Source organism: Portibacter marinus, from assembly GCF_021533195.1.
Lineage (GTDB): Bacteria > Bacteroidota > Bacteroidia > Chitinophagales > Saprospiraceae > Portibacter > Portibacter marinus.
The window spans coordinates 173,322-189,965 of sequence record NZ_JAJNKB010000006.1; the positions used below are offsets into that span (position 1 = coordinate 173,322).

A 16,644-nucleotide genomic window follows, 5' to 3' on the forward strand; every position below is an offset into this window, starting at 1 on the left:
GAATGCAGTAATCGATTAATCGCCTTGCAGCGTGTGAATGATATCTGCAGCTTCTTTTTTTCTTTCCGGATTGTCAGAATGTTCATAGAATTCCTGCAAGCGTTTCACGGCAGCATCCTTGTTGCCAAGTTTGGTATAGTACAGTCCTAGATACCAGTAACTTTCTGCAATGTAGGGTGAATCAAACCTCCGAATATTTTCCAGATTTTTTATGGCAAGAGGGAGGTTTCCCATTTCTCCATAAGCGATTGCCTGGTAGAACTTTAGTGGTATGGCTGAACTAGTAGCAATTCGCTCTTCCAGCAATTCGGCAGCCTCTTTAAAATTCTTATTTTCGTATGCCGCAAATGCCCTGGTCATCAGGTCACTGTTCCCTACAGTTACCGGATGGTATACATTCGGATACACTTCATAATGTGCTGCAAATATACCCTCAGGAGATTTTTTCGTTTTCTCCAAGTTATACCCAATGATGGAGGCAGCCAAAAGTAAGATACCTATAATGATAAGTATTGCTCTTCTTAAAGTGCTTTTACCTTTCGGTCCTTTTTTCTTTTCCATGTCTTGCAATTTTTTTCAAATTTTCTTTTCATACTTGAAAACAGAGGCTTTCAGTATATTCTCTCCGGCGTGTTATGCACTTCCTTTTTCATTGGTCGCCCTATTCTTATTTAGGTCAGTACCTACCATTCCCAACCTTCTTCTACATCATGATCAGAACGGTATTTAAATTTGGTTTGGACCCTTTGTTTTTGTCTGTTCCAGATTAAATGAGCCAAACAGGTATACGGATGAATAGGGGATTCAGGATCAAGGCATCCATTGATATGAGGTTCTAAAACGTCCAATCGATATAGATAGCTCATCAACAATCCAAAGTCTTGTTCCATCAATTCAGCTACTCTTCGCTCGATCTGGATTACCATCTCCTCTTCACTCATTTCTTCCTTGGCATGATTGGGAATCTCCAGGGCACCTTTGATCTGCAGGTATGATTCGCTATTGATATCCATGAACCTCCGACATAAAATTAAGAATATCATCCACGTACTTCCGATTGTTAGAGAGCCGTGGCACTTTATTCTGACCACCTAATTTACCACGTTTTTCCATCCACTTATAGAAAGTATGCCTTGGAAGTGCTTCAATGGTCAAATTTTCCAGGGCCATACTTTTATAACGTTTGGCCTCATAATCCGAATTCACCTTTTGTAAGTTGAGATCCAGGTGCTCACTAAAATCCGTCAGGTTGTCGGGATTTTTTTCAAATTCAATCAACCACTGATGACCACCTTTGGTCCCTTCGCTAAAGTAGATCGGAGCTACGGTATAGTCGGCAATCTCTACATCAAATTCCTTGCAAGTCATGGCCAAAGCTTTGTCAGTATTACTCACCATGACTTCTTCTCCGAAAGCATTGATAAAATGTTTGGTTCTACCAGTTATCTTGATTTTATAAGGTTGTAAAGAGGTAAACTTAACCGTATCACCGGTCATATACCTCCAAAGTCCTGCATTGGTACTAATGACCATGGCATAGTTGACATCCAGTTCAACTTCTTCAAGCGTAATGGTCCTGGCATCTTCCTGCTCAAATTCACTCATAGGGAGAAATTCATAGTAGATCCCATTGTCCAGTAATAGTAGCAAATCCTTAGATTTCAGATCATTCTGTATGGCAAAATATCCTTCTGATGCATTATAGACTTCCAGGTAAGTGAAGTCATCACTTGGGATAAATTGTTCAAAAGTGCTTCGGTAGGGTTCAAACCCTACTCCACCATGTACATAGGCTTGAACTTCAGGCCAAACCTCCAGGATATTGTCTTTTCCTGTCGCTTCCAGTATTTTACGGAACAGTACGATCGTCCAGGATGGTACTCCGCCAAACATGGTAACTTCCTCTTTAGAACAAATCTGCACCATTTTTTCAATCTTTTCATCCCAATTAGGAAGCAGAGCCGTCCTAAAATCTGGAGTATAAAAGGGTCGTCCGATGAGTGGCATATTATACAACATGATGGCTGAGATGTCTCCGTAAGTGGTCATATGATTTTTCTCATAATTGCTGAGACTACCACCCATGACCAAATTCTTTCGTTCAAAAACACGAGCATCGCTTCGTCCTTTGTATAGCAGGGTAACCACATCCCAGGATCCTTTAATGTGACACCCCCTTAGATTTTCTTTAGGAACAGGAATGAACTTGCTTTTACTGGATGTAGTTCCGGATGATTTGGCATACCAATTTACGAATCCAGGCCATAGAATATTGAAAGAGCCATTCATCATTCTTAAAATGTAAGGTTCCAGATCGTCGTACTCATTGAGAGGCACCTTATTTCTAAATTCTATTCTGGAATTGATCGAACTGTATTGATGTTTTTTTCCCCACTCAGTATTAGAAGCTTTACCAATCAGATAATTAAAAGTTCTCAATTGTGTCTGGATAGGGTGCTCCATGAAATGCTGTACGCTTTGGTACCGTCGTTCCAGATAGGTGCTAATGATCTTGTTAAATACTGCTTTCAATGATATACCCTTTTATCCAGGCAATAAAGATAGCAATCCAAATAAAATATTAAACTCTGTTAAAATCATATTAAATAATTCCTGAGACTTGATTTAACATAATCATTTGTTATTGAAATATGTTATAGCATGTACTTAAGTCACTGATTTTTGAGGCTTTAGGTCGAACCAATCTTAGATGATTTAAGTATATGAATTGGTTATCCTACTATAATAATAGAGATATGAGAAAACACATTATATGGACCATGCTTATGGTTTTAGGGTCGATCATCACTGTCGAAGCACAGTATTTTGGACAAAATAAGCCACGCTATAAAAGCTTTGATTTTCACGTTCAGGAAACAGAGCACTTCGACATATATCATTACCTGGAAAACCCTGATTTGCTTAAGCAACTTGCGCTCCAGACGGAGCTTTGGTATAGAATGCATGCCAGAATTTTTCAGGACACCTTTGAGAAAAACAATCCAATCATTTTTTACAATAATCATGCGGATTTTCAGCAAACTAATGCCATTTCGGGATCCATCGGAATAGGAACAGGTGGGGTCACAGAAGGTTTGAAAAATCGGGTGGTGATGCCGATTACCTTTACAACGCAACAAACAAATCATGTTCTTGGACATGAATTGGTCCATGCTTTCCAATACCACAAAATCATCACCGGAGATAGCACGAGTTTACAAAATTTGCAAAACTTACCACTTTGGATGGTGGAGGGCTTGGCAGAGTACATGTCTAAGGGTGATTCGGATACTTATACTGCAATGTGGATCAGAGATGCGGTGGTAAGTGACGACATACCTGAGTTGAAGGACTTAATCAATCCTAAATACTTTCCATACCGCTATGGTCAGGCCTTTTGGTCCTTTTTAACAGGAGTGTATGGAGATGATGTGATCGAGCCTATGTTTATGATGACGGCGAAATATGGATTAGCGGCAGCCGCTGATTCCGTGCTGAACATGTCGATTGACAATCTGGACAACCAGTGGGTCAGTGCATTGGAAAACCATTTCAATAAGTATGTCAGGGACAAGAAAGAGGATTTCATCGGAAAAAAATTAATTAGCGAGGACAATGCTGGTAGAATGAATGTGTCGCCCGCATTAAGTCCGAATGGCAGATATGTCATTTTCTTATCAGAAAAAGATCTGTTTTCTACAGAATTGTACCTGGCCAATGCACAAACAGGTGAGATCATCAGAAGGATTTCTTCCAGATCAACGGACAGCCATATCGATGATATTAATTTCCTGGAGTCTGCAGGTACATGGTCCCCAGATAGTAGGCAATTCGCTTATGTGGCTTTTAGCAGAGGTCAAAATATTTTGGTCATTAAGGATGTGGAGACAGGAAAAACCGTAAGCTCCAACAAGATCCCTGATCTTCCTGCTTTTACAAATCCTTCATGGACACCGAATAGCAATGAAATCGTATTGACCGGTATGGATCAAGGTCAGACGGACCTTTACCTATATGACATCAGGAGAAATCGTGCGAGTAAAATTACTGATGACATATTCAGCGAAATACACACGAGCAGTGATGAAACAGGGGAATTTATTACTTATGCTACGGACGAAAACTCGGTCAGAAATGGTACCACAAATGGAAAATACACCTTTGATATTGCCATACGAAATTTGAAAACCGGAGAAAGTGTCATTCTGGATGTTTTCAGAGGGGCTAATAATCTCAATCCTACGTTTGACCACGAGGGTAATATTTACTTTCTATCCGACCGCGATGGTTATAGAAATATGTATAAATACATGGTTAACACAGGTGAAGTTCTACAGATGACTGATCTGATAGTAGGAATAAGTGGGATCACAGAATACTCTCCGGCAATTGCTGCTTCCCGAAGAAGAGACCGGGTTTTGATGACCAATTATTTCGATCATAAATACAATATTTATAAGACCACCAGCGACAATCTACTGAACAGACCTGTAAATCCTAACGATGTAAATTTTGATGCCGGAACTCTTCCTGTTCAGGGATTAAATAGGAGAGAGTTGGTGAACAATCAACTGGAAGTGATGGATCGAGCCATGAGAATTTCAGATCTCAAGGTTTATAAGGAAGTGGGTTATAGGCCAAAATTTAAATTAGACTACATTGGTGGTGGTACAGGAGTTGCTGTGGGCAACACAACCTTTGGCAACTATACCGGCCTGGCAGGAGGTATAGATATGTTATTCGGTGATATTTTAGGAAACAATCAGATTTTTGTACAGGCGGCATTGAATGGAGAAATTTACGATGCTGGCGGAAGGGTAACCTATATTAATAGGAAAAATAAGATCGCTTATGGTGTGGGGCTTTCTCACGTTCCTCTTCGGACTGGATTCCAGAACTTTGAAGTGAATCCGGATGGCGAAACTGCTCCCAATGGTTTCTTTTACAATGTGAAGCAAAATCTCAATATCCTTAGAATATTTGACGATGGGGCGACCGTATTTGCCCACCTTCCATTTTCTAAAAGTTTACGATTAGAAGCTGGTCTGGAAGTGAATTACAGGAGTTTCAGACAAGATCTTTACACTAATTATCTTCAATATGATCAGGTTAGAGGTTTTAGCAGACAAGTTTTTCAGGATAGAGAAAGAATTCCTGTGGGTGATCGAATCCAGTTTGATAGGTACTTTAGTTTGGTCAAGGGATGGAAAGAAAGTTTTAACATTGCCTTGGTAGGAGATAACTCCAACTTTGGATTGACCTCTCCTCTGAAAGGTCATCGATACAGAATAGGCTTTGAACAGCACTATGGTACTGATAATTATCTTAGTGGATTAGTCGATGCCAGAAAGTACTGGTGGGCCAAACCATTCAGTTTTGCTTTACGAGGTTTTGCTTATTCCAGATTTGAACAGGAGGTCAATAGCATTTATCCGTTTTATATAGGTCAAATGGGATTTGTCAGGGGATATGGTTCATTATTCAATGGTGCCACAGACCTTCTCAATAATTATGATGTGGCTTTCGGACAGGTCTTGGGAACAAAAGTTTTCATGGCCAGCGGCGAAATTAGAATGCCATTTACCGGACCAAAACAGTTGTCATTAATTGGCTCTAAATATATTTTCACAGATCTGGCTTTGTTTTATGATGCAGGAATCAGTTTTGATGAATTTTCGCATCTGACTGGAGATGGAGAAGTAGTGGAGGTAACAAGAATTGGAAATGATGGCATTCCTACTACTACAGTGGAAACCAGGAGGCCCGCGCTTTTAATGTCGGCAGGCTTGTCTATGAGGGTAAATCTATTTGGCTATTTGATTGCAGAGCCTTACTTCGCCATACCCATACAGGATGGCGCGAGAGGAACCTTTGGTTTGAATTTGATTCCGGGTTGGTAAAATTAGGTGCCAATGTTTGAGAAAGATATGTCAAAAACTTTCCTAAACATTGGCATTTTTAATTGATGCCATTTTCCACAATAATATCAGGTCTTTTAGAGGCGAGTTGTGCTATTCCCCCAGGCGTCACATTGGTCTGCCAGGTATAAACCCTTTTAAGTGAGGGGAAGTTCGCCAAGTGCTCTAATGCCCTATCATCAATCTGCGTTCCATATAAGTTTATCGACTCCAGCCTGGGCAAGGCATCAATTTTCAATACATCGTCAGAGTCAGTGTCTGTATTATTCAATTGCAGTCGAATCAAGTTTTTTAGAGATGAGATCTTACTATAAGTTTCATCCTCAAGATTTGAATTCTTGAGGTCTAGAATCAAAACATTTTCAGATATATTACCGAAATCAACGCTGCCATTGACCTCATTGCCCACTAAACCAATTTCTAAGAAGTTATCGCTACCGCTTAAATCTGTAACCTTGAACCCACTTTTGGCGAATGCTTCTATGGCTGAGGTATCCAATTTTGGTCCTTGCTCTTTCTCGTACCAGGGTCTCGGAGAGAAATCCACATTATATTTTTTCTGAATGCCTTTGATCACATCTGTACTCATTTCTAAGGTAGAAGCCTTTGCTTCGAAATCTGCACCTGAATTCAGCCACCATTTTAGTAATTCCATTTCATAATAAGTCATTGGAACACCTTTGGTGGGCATGAATTTAATATTGTTTTGACTCAGTGTTACTCTTCTAAACAGTTCACTATCCGAAGCGTCACCTGCAGCGATCACTTCACCTCCATCACCACCTTCCATAAGGCTTTGTGGGGTTGTCATATCCAGATTACCACTTGCTGATTTTTGATTGTGACATTGTACGCACTTTTGCTCTAAAACAGGATAAATGAGGTGTTGATAAGCCACAATTGAATCAGATTGTATATTGGAAAGATCAAGTGGCTTAGGAACATCATAACCTGCCAAGTTTTTTATAAAACCGGGAGCAGCTTCTACGAGATAATCATTTCCATGAGTCAACTGTCCACCGATATGACCTCCAATAGATAAGATAATGGCAAGCGCTCCTTTAAGTATCCAAGTGGCATTATGCTTGTAATTTTCAGTAAAGGCAGTCAGTAGCCATAGCACAGCCGAAATTGCAGCAACAGTGATGCCTAACCATTTATGCCAGAACAATGAATCTTGCGGATAACTTGAACCCTGGGTCAGCTGCCATCCTGTAAAGATGCTAAAGAGTGCTGTAGCAAAGGAAAAAAACCAAAGCCATGCGAGTGTATTCTTACCTGCTTTTCCAATGACCTCTAACACCAAAGTTACAATGATAATACCGATGGGAAGGTGAACGAAAAGGGGATGAAAACGCCCTACAAAAATCGAAAAATCAAATTCCATAGATTGTGATTGTCTGATGCATTCTGCTCATTTTTTATTAGGATAATATTTCCTTGACGACGTGACCGTGGACATCCGTCAACCTGAATCTCCTGCCCTGATATTTAAAAGTCAACCGTTCATGATCTACACCCATGAGGTGCATTAATGTAGCCTGAAAATCGTGAACATGAACGGGGTTGGAAGTAATATTATAGCCAAAATCATCTGTTGTACCATAACTAAGACCTTTTTTCACTCCTGCTCCAGCCATATATATGGTAAAGCACTTAGGATGATGGTCTCTGCCATAGTTGTCTGTCGTAATTTGCCCTTGAGAGTAACTGGTTCTGCCGAATTCACCTCCCCATATGACCAACGTATCCTCGAGCAAGCCTCGTTGTTTCAAGTCCTTAATCAATGCAGCGCTGGCTTGATCGGTTTCCTTACATTGCCTTTTCATCAGATTCGGTAGCCCTCCATGAGCATCCCAACCCTGATGATATAGTTGTATGAATTTTACATCTCTTTCCGCCAATCTTCTTGCCAGCAAACAATTTGCCGCAAAAGTACCCGGCTCTTTACTGTCTTCTCCATACATGTCATAGATATAATCTGGCTCCCCTTTGGTATCCATGATTTCGGGAACACTGGTCTGCATTCGATATGCCATTTCATACTGTTCCATGCGCGATAACACCTCCGGATCGAGATTTTCGTCATAGCTGATTTTACCCAGCTTGTTTAGGTAGTCTAATTGTTCTCTCCTGTTTTCTGACGAGACTCCTGAAGGATTTTCCAGGAAAAGTACTGGATTTTTACCAGCTCTAAATTGAACGCCTTGATGCTGTGAAGGTAGAAAACCATTGCCCCACAGCCTGGCATATAGGGGTTGACCTCCCTGTTTGCCTTTGGTAATAAGCACTACAAAAGCCGGCAGATTTTCATTGTCTGAACCTAAACCATAGCTGGTCCAAGCTCCAATAGAAGGTCTTCCGGAAAATTGAGAACCTGTCTGAATAAAAGTGACCGCTGGATCATGATTGATGGCATCGGTATGCATCGACTTAATGAAGCATAACTCATCTACGATTTCCGAAGTATAGGGCATCAATTCTGATACATACATGCCGCTTTCTCCGTATTGATTGAACGAGAATCGGCTACCTACCAAAGGAAGTGAAGCTTGCCCAGAACTCATCCCGGTCAGGCGTTGACCTTGAAGGACACTTTCTGGAATGTCTTGTCCTTCCCTTTGATTTAAGAGCGGCTTATAATCAAAAAGTTCCATATGAGAAGGGCCGCCACTCTGAAAAAGATAAATGACTCTTTTGGCTTTTGGAGCAAAGTGAGGCCCAATCATAGGGTTGTTGGATCGCAGCCTTCCGGCCTTTAAAGGATTAAGAATGGAGCCCAGGGCCATAGCACCGATACCTAACGATGTTTTCGTTAGAAACTCCCTCCGTCCGTATTTACCGCAATGACTCATCTTTTCATGTATGATTCTGTGTGATTGATTAAGGTGCTTGTAACATAGGTCAATGCAGCAGTTTTTGAGGGACTCAAATGATCAGGAACACGGAATTCACCTACTGATATAAGATCCTTTGCATCCTGCTCGTGATCAATATAATATTTATATTGACGCTCATACAACTCCTTCAATAAATTGATCTCTTCTTGATCTGCAGTTCTACCTGTAGCAAGTCGAAATGCATATTGAATTTGATCTGGTAATGAACTTCCTGCCTCTTCCTGAATTCTTTCTGCCAAGATGCGTGATATTTCAACGAATTGAGGGTCATTCAAAAGCACCAATGCCTGCAATGGTGTACTGGTATTCTCCCTTTTGACCACGCAAACTTCTCTGGTGGGCGCATCAAATATGGTCATGGATGGATTGGGTGAAGTTCTTCTCAAAAAAGTATAAAGGCTTCTTCTATAAAGACTATCCCCTTTGTCTGGTTCGTATCTCAATAGGATGTGAGAAAAAGAAGATTTTTCGATCCATAATCCTTCCGGTTGATATGGTTTCACGCTTTCACCGCCTTTGTTCTTCTTCAGCAATCCACTTGCTGCCAGGGCATTATCTCTTATCATTTCAGCCTGCATTCTAAAGGATGGGCCACGCGCCAGCAATTTGTTTTCTGGATCTTTTTCCTGTAGAATGGTGGTTTGGTTGGAGCTTTGCTGATAGGTATACGACATCACCATTTTTTTCATCAACCATTTCATGTCCCAGTCATGCTTCATGAACTGAATGGCCAGATAATCCAGCAGTTCAGGGTGGGTGGGCCTGGCTCCCTGCAATCCAAAATCATTAGGAGTCGCGACAATTCCCTCTCCAAATATCATTTGCCAATATCTGTTCACGGTAACTCTTGCTGTCAATGGATTATCCGGGGCAAACAACAATTGAGCTAAACCCAGGCGGTCTCTATTGCTTGCTTCAGGGAAACTACCCAGTATTTTAGGAGTTGAGGCATGAACTTGTTCAGAAGGTTGATTATATTCTCCCCGGTTATACATATAAGCCACCCTTGGTTCTGGCATTTCCTCCATGACCATCACTTCCTCTACCTTGTCATAGACTTCGAATTTGGCTCTTACTTTATTTCGCAACAGATCGTTTTTAGGGAAATGGTACAATTTAATTTCATCTACTCTTCCTTTGAAAACACCATATTCGCCGGTAAATCCTCTGTAGGATTTACCTACTTTAATCGTTTTACGATCTTCTTTTTCATGACTTCCTGATTTGATGGGATGAATGGATTTATACAATTGGTCATAAACGACCTCTATGCTCTGGTCCTGATCCCCTATCTTAAAGTCAATACCTTTTGCCAATCCAGTGCCATCATATGTAAAGCTTACCTTCGTCCACTCGTTCAGCCTTATGGAATCCTTAGATCTGGAATGGATATAATTATGTGGCAAGCTATTAATCAACCTGGCATTCAATCTGTTTTGATCGTCAAGAAAGAAATCCCAACCTCGCCAAAAATTATTTTTATTGCCCGAGGTTCCCATCAGAGTCTGAGTCTTCTGCGAATCTCTTTTAGTAGTATTGATGTATAAGGAAGCTGCAAATGGTTCATGGGCTTGAAAATCTGGGATGCCCTGAATATTTAATTCATCATATTCTCCAGTTAGCAATGCAGCATTTCCTTCGAAGCCTTCTACGAGATCTGCAGTCGAGCGGGTCGTAAAATTTTTATTTTGATCTAATTTCCCATCTTTCAATTCATTTACTTTTCCGTGAAAAATGGGCTCTTGTTCCTTTAGGTCAATGAATTCTTCTATGGCATATACCTCGTTTTCAGAGAGCGTTTGGATTTCGGTTGATAATTGTTCTATTTCTTTTCTCTTTTCATCAGAAATCACAGCCAACATGGGGCCATAATTTCCGTCATCTCCGGTCATCCCCAACTCTTTTACATTGTTAAAAAAGGCTGCCAACTCGTAGTATTCCTTTTGAGAAACAGGGTCAAATTTGTGGTCGTGGCATCTTGCACATCCAGTAGTTAATCCAAGAAATACCGTAGAAAAGGTTTCCGTACGGTCATACACATAGCCTAGCCTATACTCCTCATCGATCGCTCCACCCTCACCTGTCATAGAGTGGTTTCGATTAAATGCCGTTGCAAGTTTTTGTTCGTAGGTTGCATTAGGAATCATGTCTCCCGCAATTTGCCAGGTCACAAAATCTTGATAAGAAAGGTTTTCATTGAATGCATTAATGACCCAATCTCGCCAAGGCCACATCATTCGATATCCGTCAGCGTGTAGGCCATGCGAATCTGCATATCTGGCCACATCCATCCATTCCATAGCCATTCTTTCGCCATATTCTTCCGACTGGAGTAGTCGATCGACCACTTTTTCATAGGCATTAGGAGCATCATCTGCCAGAAATGCATCTATCTCCTGAATGGTGGGAGGCAGACCAGTGAGATCTAAAGTCACCCTTCTCAGCAATCTTTCTTCGTCAGCTTTTGGTGATTGCTTTAAGTCGACATCTTCTAATCGTTGCGTGATGAAGTGATCTATTTCATTGTAAGCGGTAAATCCTTGGGCAATTTCTGGGACCTCTTCGTTTTCTGGTGGTATGAAAGCCCAGTGTTTCTCATATTTGGCGCCTTGTTTGATCCACTGAACAAGTGTAGCTTTTTCAACATCAGTAAGTTCCATCTTACTTTCCGGTGGTGGCATTAAAATTTCTGCATCTTCACTGAGTATCCGGTCAAGTATCAGATTAAAGACCTTTTCCGGAGGGCGCTGATCCAGACGCAGTTCTGCCTTTCTGGTATTGGCATCCGGACCATGGCAGGAAAAGCAACGATCGGAAAGGATAGGTTTTACCTCATTGTTAAAGGAAATGTTTTTATCTAAGTTACTCAAATGCATTCCGACTTCAGGTGGAATACTGCGCTGACATGAGAATGCACTCATCGCAAGTAAATACCAAAGAAAAGTTGATCGGAATGACTTCATGGAACTCAAATTATAAATTTTTCTTGATATTCGTGAAAAGTTAGAATTTTCAATGAGGACAAAGTTAAGGTGTAATGAGGAAAAGGCTAAAGTCTTTCGAAGTAATAGATATAATTTGACAAGTTTGCATTTTGGGTTACTACGGGTATTAGTTCTAAAGCATCTTAATTATGCGAAGATTTTGAGCCGGAAGTTTACCTTCTTGATCATTTCAATCATAGGTATCCATTCTGGACACAGTCAAAAAACAGATACTATTCCTTTTGAATTAACCGCATATAACAATATTATTATCGATGCTGTATTGAATACCGAAGATTCCCTCAGATTAATGTTCCATACTGCTGCTGACGGTATTTCTGTTACTACGAAAGCGTTAAGCCAATTAAAGAAGAAATTGACAACGACAACTACAACAGGTAAAGCGTAGGGTGGTGAAGGTGAAGTTAAATTTGCAAAAGATAATACACTAGAGATCGGATCAAAACTGATCGAACTCAACTTTGATCAAAAACTGATGGTCATACATGAGGACTTACCTGATGTCACTGAATACCTTGCATATATCATCAATGTGGAATCTGGGTTTATGTATGTCAATGGCCACTGTTATAATGGACAAAAGAAACACTCGAATCCATTTCTTATCCATTCTGGATATTCGGGCACCATCCTTTTAGATGACGGATTTGCTTCCAGATCAGGGATGTCCGAATTGGAGGTTGTCAGCGAGACAGCACTTAAAGATTCCTATGGAAATGTTCTTAAAAAGAAAAAATCCGTTTTGCCTCTATTTGAGCTCGAAGACTTTCAATTTGAAAACCTTCACATTGGGTTTTTTGAAGGTAAAATCGGGAACCAAAAAAACAGCATCATAGGAGGTGAATTACTGAAAAGGTTCAATATGATTATCGATCGTGTAGATCGAAAAGTATAACTACGGCCTAACAATATGTTTGCATCCCCTATTCGAGATTTATGACGTTACAAATCAAATTTAATCCCCTGCGCCAGCGGCAGCTCATCACTGTAGTTGATGGTATTGGTCTGTCGTCTCATATAAGCCTTCCAGGCATCTGATCCACTTTCACGACCGCCACCAGTTTCTTTTTCTCCGCCGAATGCTCCTCCAATTTCAGCACCGCTCGTACCGATGTTGACATTTGCAATTCCGCAATCTGAACCTGCACTGGACAAGAATAGCTCTGCTTCTTTAAGATTATTCGTCATGATCGCTGAGGATAGACCTTGTGGAACGTTGTTTTGCATCTGGATAGCCTCCTCCAGTTCGTTGTACTTAATCAGATAAAGAATCGGAGCAAATGTTTCATGCTGAACGATCTTATAATGATTTTCAACTTCAGCGATGCAAGGTTTAACATAACATCCGGAATCATATTCGTCTCCTTTAAGCACTCCTCCCGGAACCAGCATTTTTCCTCCCTGTTCTTTAATTGCCTTGATGGAATTTAAATAGGCCTCCACAGCATCTTTATCAATCAAAGGACCAACATGCATATTAGGGTCCAATGGATTGCCTATTTTCAGTTGTTTATACGCCTTCTTCAATTGGGAAGATACTTTTGAATAAATGGATTCGTGAATAATCAACCTCCTGGTAGATGTGCATCTTTGACCACAAGTTCCCACGGCACCAAATACTGCTCCGGCAAGCACGACATTTAAGTCTGAATTAGGAGTGACGATGATGGCATTGTTACCGCCCAATTCCAGCAAACTTTTACCAAGCCTGGAAGCAACTACGGATCCTACAATTTTGCCCATTCGCGATGAACCAGTAGCAGAAATAAGCGGTACTCTTGGATCATAAGTCATGTACTCACCTACCTTATAATCACCATTGATTATACAGTTGACACCTTCCGGTACCTTATTGGCTTTTAATACTTTCTGAAAGATATTATTACAGGCTATGGCACACAAAGGGGTTTTCTCACTTGCCTTCCAAATGCATACATCACCGCAGACCATGGCGATCATGGCATTCCAGGACCAAACCGCTACCGGGAAATTAAAAGCACTAATGATGCCCACTATTCCCAAGGGGTGCCATTGTTCGTACATTCTGTGACCAGGTCTTTCAGAATGCATGGTTAAACCGTATAATTGTCTGGAAAGACCCACAGCAAAGTCGCAGATGTCTATCATTTCCTGCACTTCACCCCAACCTTCCTGAAGACTCTTACCCATCTCGTAACTCACCAGGCGACCTAATGCATCTTTATTTTCTCTTAAGGCATCACCATACTGTCGGATGACTTCTCCTCTTTTAGGAGCAGGTACTTTTCTCCACTTTTTAAAGGCGTCCTCTGCTTTTCTCACCACTTTCGTATAATCTTTTTCCGAGGTGATGCCTACTTTCCCAATCAGTTTCCCGTCTACAGGAGAATAAGATTCTATAAATTCTGTTGATTTTCCGACAGATTTTCTTCCTGTCCAGGTTCCTTCATTAGACTTATTTAAGCCTAACTGCTTTAAAAAATTAGTATTCATTTGTGGCTTGTTTAGTGGAAGCGAATTCGATCCCTTATTCTTTCTCTTCCTTGATCAATAATCTGATCAGCAAAGGTATTATAAATAAATCGCTTAACAATGCAGTTACAAGGGTAATTCCTATTAGGATGCCTATAGATCGACTTGGTGGGTGAATGGAGAAAAGCAAAACCATAAAACCAAAAAATAAAATGATACTGGTTATACATATTGCCTTACCCGTTTCCAAGAAGGTATTCTTTAAGGATTTTTCAATGGAATAACCTTTTAATCTACCGAGTTTAAATCGGCTTAGAAAATGAATGCTGTCATCCACCGCAATACCGAATATGATGGCAAAAACAATGGTGATACCTGCCTCCAATTCAATGTTTAAAAATCCTAAGACCGCTCCAGCAAAAAGCAAAGGGAATAAATTCGGGACCAGAGCAATGATCAGGTATTTAATATTTTTAAATAACATGACCATTAGAAAACCAATAATAACAATAGCAATGGCTAGTCCTGTTAGTAAACTTCTTCGGGCGTATTCCACATTTTTATCCAGCAACATGGATGTACCTGTCACATCAAACCGAACCATCGATGTGTCTGTATTGGCATTGATCCATTGTTCCAGATTATCCACTATGGCTTTGGTACTGTCTGCTCCCATATCGTTCATCCGTGCAATGATCCTGGCCTTCTTTGCATTTTTACCCACTAGAATATTATTACTCAATTTTGGAATATTGGATGCAATGCGTTGGTACCTTTCATATTCTGCCTCAGTCCCGGGAAACTGGTAAGCCTCAGTTTTGTTTCCTCCATACATTTGTGCGATACTCTTATATACTAAGGTCTGAGATCGGATGGCCTTGAAGTAACCCAAATCTTTAATTTTATTTTCGACCTTATTGATCTCACTCATTACCTCATAGTCATATATATCGCCGTCAGTCGTGACTGCAACTTCAATGGGTCTAAAACCCACGAACTCGTCCTCAAAGAATTGATAATCTTCAGTTATTTTAGCTCCAATAGGAAGGTTGGATTCAATTTTATAGTTGGTTGTAACCATTGAAATGCCCACCGCGCAAAAAATTAAAAAAACTACGGTAGATGCCCATATGGTCTTTTTATGAAAGGAAGCCTGATATGCTTTGGTCATCCACTTTTCCCAGAAGTCATTTCTTGTTTTCGGAGAAGTCAATTGATTAAGATCGAAATAACTCAAAAGCGTACAGGTAAATAGAACCACCGTTACATAAGCTATCATCACACCGATTGCAGCATTGATCCCAAACTCCCTAATGGGTAAGATTCTACTGGTCAAAAGAGTAGTAAAGCCGACTGCTGTGGTTACTGAGGTAAGCAATGTCGCCAGTCCGATTTCTTTAATCGTGGTGATGATGGATTCTCTTTTAGCATTGCCTTTTTCTAATTCATCGAGGTATTTACTCATGATATGGATGACATCGGAGGTTCCTACAATGATCATTAGAATAGGATAGAGTCCGGTCATGGCACTCAGCTCCTGACCTGAAATGCCCAGATAGCCCATGAAAAGAATCATTCCGAGCCCTATGGAAATCAATGCGATGGTAACTGTAAGTGCTTTTCTGTAAATGAAGAGCATCACGAAAAAGACAAGCGCTCCGGCAATAATGGTGGCTACAGAAATTTCACGAATTTGCATTCTGACGAGCTCCTTTTGGAAATTTGCCCTACCTAAGAGATGGTTTTCCTGAAAATCATACTCAGCGATCAGGCTTTCGATGGAGTCCAGCAATTCATAAGACTGATCCAGTCGAATAGCATCTACGGTCTTCAAGGCAACTACTGTGGCTGTTCCGTCCTCTGATATCAAATAATCAATGAGCCTTTCGTCCTTTAATAACTTTTCTTTCTGTTGAGGATACTTGGAAGGGTCGTCTATGTCAATGGCAGGAATGGCGGTTACGCCAAAAGGGGTGGCTACAGGATAGGAGAATTTGGTGATAGACTCGGCCTCTAAGACATGAGGAACCTCCCGGGACCTTACCGTAAATTCATGCAAGTCCTCTAAAAATTGTCGGTCGAAAATCCCTTCTTCGCGCTTAAAACCTACCAGTAGAAAATTATCGTCGGTTTCAAAGTCCTTGATAAACTCCTTAAAAATAGCCAGATCCGGGTCGTCTGTTGGGAAAAAAGATTCAAAATCAAACTGAAAATTCAATTTGGGTATGAACGTCAAACTATAGATGGCCATTAAGGCAAAGGCAACGATTATCGGGATTCTTACTTTCTTCAACATCAGCCGCAAATGTATTTAATATTTTCGTGGACTTACACTTTTCAATGCCCACAGTACTTACAATTTAATACGGA

The 16,644-nt window shown here is 40.6% G+C and carries 11 protein-coding genes; 3 read left to right on the forward strand and 8 right to left on the reverse strand.

The genetic code is table 11. The annotated features are described in order from the left end of the window. Positions 1 to 15: 15 nt before the first annotated feature. The 3 genes from L2567_RS14735 to L2567_RS14745 form a co-directional block, all read right to left on the reverse strand. A complete protein-coding gene (locus L2567_RS14735; RefSeq protein ID WP_235298564.1) occupies positions 16 to 561 on the reverse strand; it encodes a tetratricopeptide repeat protein in 546 nt (181 codons plus the stop codon). A gap of 122 nt (positions 562 to 683) precedes the next feature. Further along, on the reverse strand, positions 684 to 1,013 hold the full coding sequence (locus L2567_RS14740) for a hypothetical protein (protein WP_235298565.1): 330 nt from the start codon (positions 1,011 to 1,013) through the stop codon (positions 684 to 686). Then, positions 1,000 to 2,532, reverse strand: coding sequence for a GH3 auxin-responsive promoter family protein (locus L2567_RS14745; protein ID WP_235298566.1), 1,533 nt, complete (start codon positions 2,530 to 2,532; stop codon positions 1,000 to 1,002). Before L2567_RS14745 ends, L2567_RS14740 begins: the two co-directional genes overlap by 14 nt. Before the next feature lie 224 nt (positions 2,533 to 2,756). Here L2567_RS14745 and L2567_RS14750 point away from each other — a divergent pair, with 224 nt between their 5' ends. Further along, positions 2,757 to 5,900, forward strand: a complete 3,144-nt coding sequence (locus L2567_RS14750; RefSeq protein ID WP_235298567.1) for a hypothetical protein — start codon at positions 2,757 to 2,759, stop codon at positions 5,898 to 5,900. Between the two features lie 58 nt (positions 5,901 to 5,958). Here the strand turns inward: L2567_RS14750 and L2567_RS14755 are convergent, their stop codons facing one another. From L2567_RS14755 to L2567_RS14765, 3 genes are read right to left on the reverse strand one after another with little or no spacing between them, the layout of a single operon-like run. After that, entirely contained in the window at positions 5,959 to 7,305 is a 1,347-nt protein-coding gene (locus L2567_RS14755; RefSeq protein WP_235298568.1) for a c-type cytochrome domain-containing protein, read from the reverse strand. Between the two features lie 37 nt (positions 7,306 to 7,342). Further along, positions 7,343 to 8,773, reverse strand: coding sequence for a DUF1501 domain-containing protein (locus L2567_RS14760; protein ID WP_235298569.1), 1,431 nt, complete (start codon positions 8,771 to 8,773; stop codon positions 7,343 to 7,345). After that, entirely contained in the window at positions 8,770 to 11,781 is a 3,012-nt protein-coding gene (locus tag L2567_RS14765; protein WP_235298570.1) for a DUF1553 domain-containing protein, read from the reverse strand. Before L2567_RS14765 ends, L2567_RS14760 begins: the two co-directional genes overlap by 4 nt. A gap of 181 nt (positions 11,782 to 11,962) precedes the next feature. Here L2567_RS14765 and L2567_RS14770 point away from each other — a divergent pair, with 181 nt between their 5' ends. Beyond that, entirely contained in the window at positions 11,963 to 12,211 is a 249-nt protein-coding gene (locus L2567_RS14770; RefSeq protein ID WP_235298571.1) for a hypothetical protein, read from the forward strand. Between the two features lie 87 nt (positions 12,212 to 12,298). Further along, on the forward strand, positions 12,299 to 12,718 hold the full coding sequence (locus L2567_RS14775) for a hypothetical protein (RefSeq protein WP_235298572.1): 420 nt from the start codon (positions 12,299 to 12,301) through the stop codon (positions 12,716 to 12,718). A 47-nt stretch (positions 12,719 to 12,765) separates the two neighbouring features. Here L2567_RS14775 and amaB read toward each other — a convergent pair whose 3' ends face one another. Then, complete coding sequence (gene amaB / locus L2567_RS14780; RefSeq protein ID WP_235298573.1) at positions 12,766 to 14,295, reverse strand: L-piperidine-6-carboxylate dehydrogenase; 1,530 nt, start codon at positions 14,293 to 14,295, stop codon at positions 12,766 to 12,768. Between the two features lie 34 nt (positions 14,296 to 14,329). After that, the gene (locus tag L2567_RS14785) at positions 14,330 to 16,570 is read right to left on the reverse strand and encodes an efflux RND transporter permease subunit (RefSeq protein ID WP_235298574.1); all 2,241 of its coding nucleotides are present in this window, start codon (positions 16,568 to 16,570) and stop codon (positions 14,330 to 14,332) included. Positions 16,571 to 16,644: the final 74 nt, after the last annotated feature.

Bases quoted from the DNA above. Each gene is read 5' to 3' on its own strand.
- L2567_RS14735 (WP_235298564.1), bottom strand. From the start codon at position 561: ATGGAAAAGAAAAAAGGACCGAAAGGTAAAAGCACTTTAAGAAGAGCA.
- L2567_RS14740 (WP_235298565.1), bottom strand. From the start codon at position 1,013: ATGGATATCAATAGCGAATCATACCTGCAGATCAAAGGTGCCCTGGAG.
- L2567_RS14750 (WP_235298567.1), top strand. From the start codon at position 2,757: ATGAGAAAACACATTATATGGACCATGCTTATGGTTTTAGGGTCGATC.
- L2567_RS14755 (WP_235298568.1), bottom strand. From the start codon at position 7,305: ATGGAATTTGATTTTTCGATTTTTGTAGGGCGTTTTCATCCCCTTTTC.
- L2567_RS14760 (WP_235298569.1), bottom strand. From the start codon at position 8,773: ATGAGTCATTGCGGTAAATACGGACGGAGGGAGTTTCTAACGAAAACA.
- L2567_RS14765 (WP_235298570.1), bottom strand. From the start codon at position 11,781: ATGAAGTCATTCCGATCAACTTTTCTTTGGTATTTACTTGCGATGAGT.
- L2567_RS14775 (WP_235298572.1), top strand. From the start codon at position 12,299: ATGGTCATACATGAGGACTTACCTGATGTCACTGAATACCTTGCATAT.
- amaB (WP_235298573.1), bottom strand. From the start codon at position 14,295: ATGAATACTAATTTTTTAAAGCAGTTAGGCTTAAATAAGTCTAATGAA.
- L2567_RS14785 (WP_235298574.1), bottom strand. From the start codon at position 16,570: ATGTTGAAGAAAGTAAGAATCCCGATAATCGTTGCCTTTGCCTTAATG.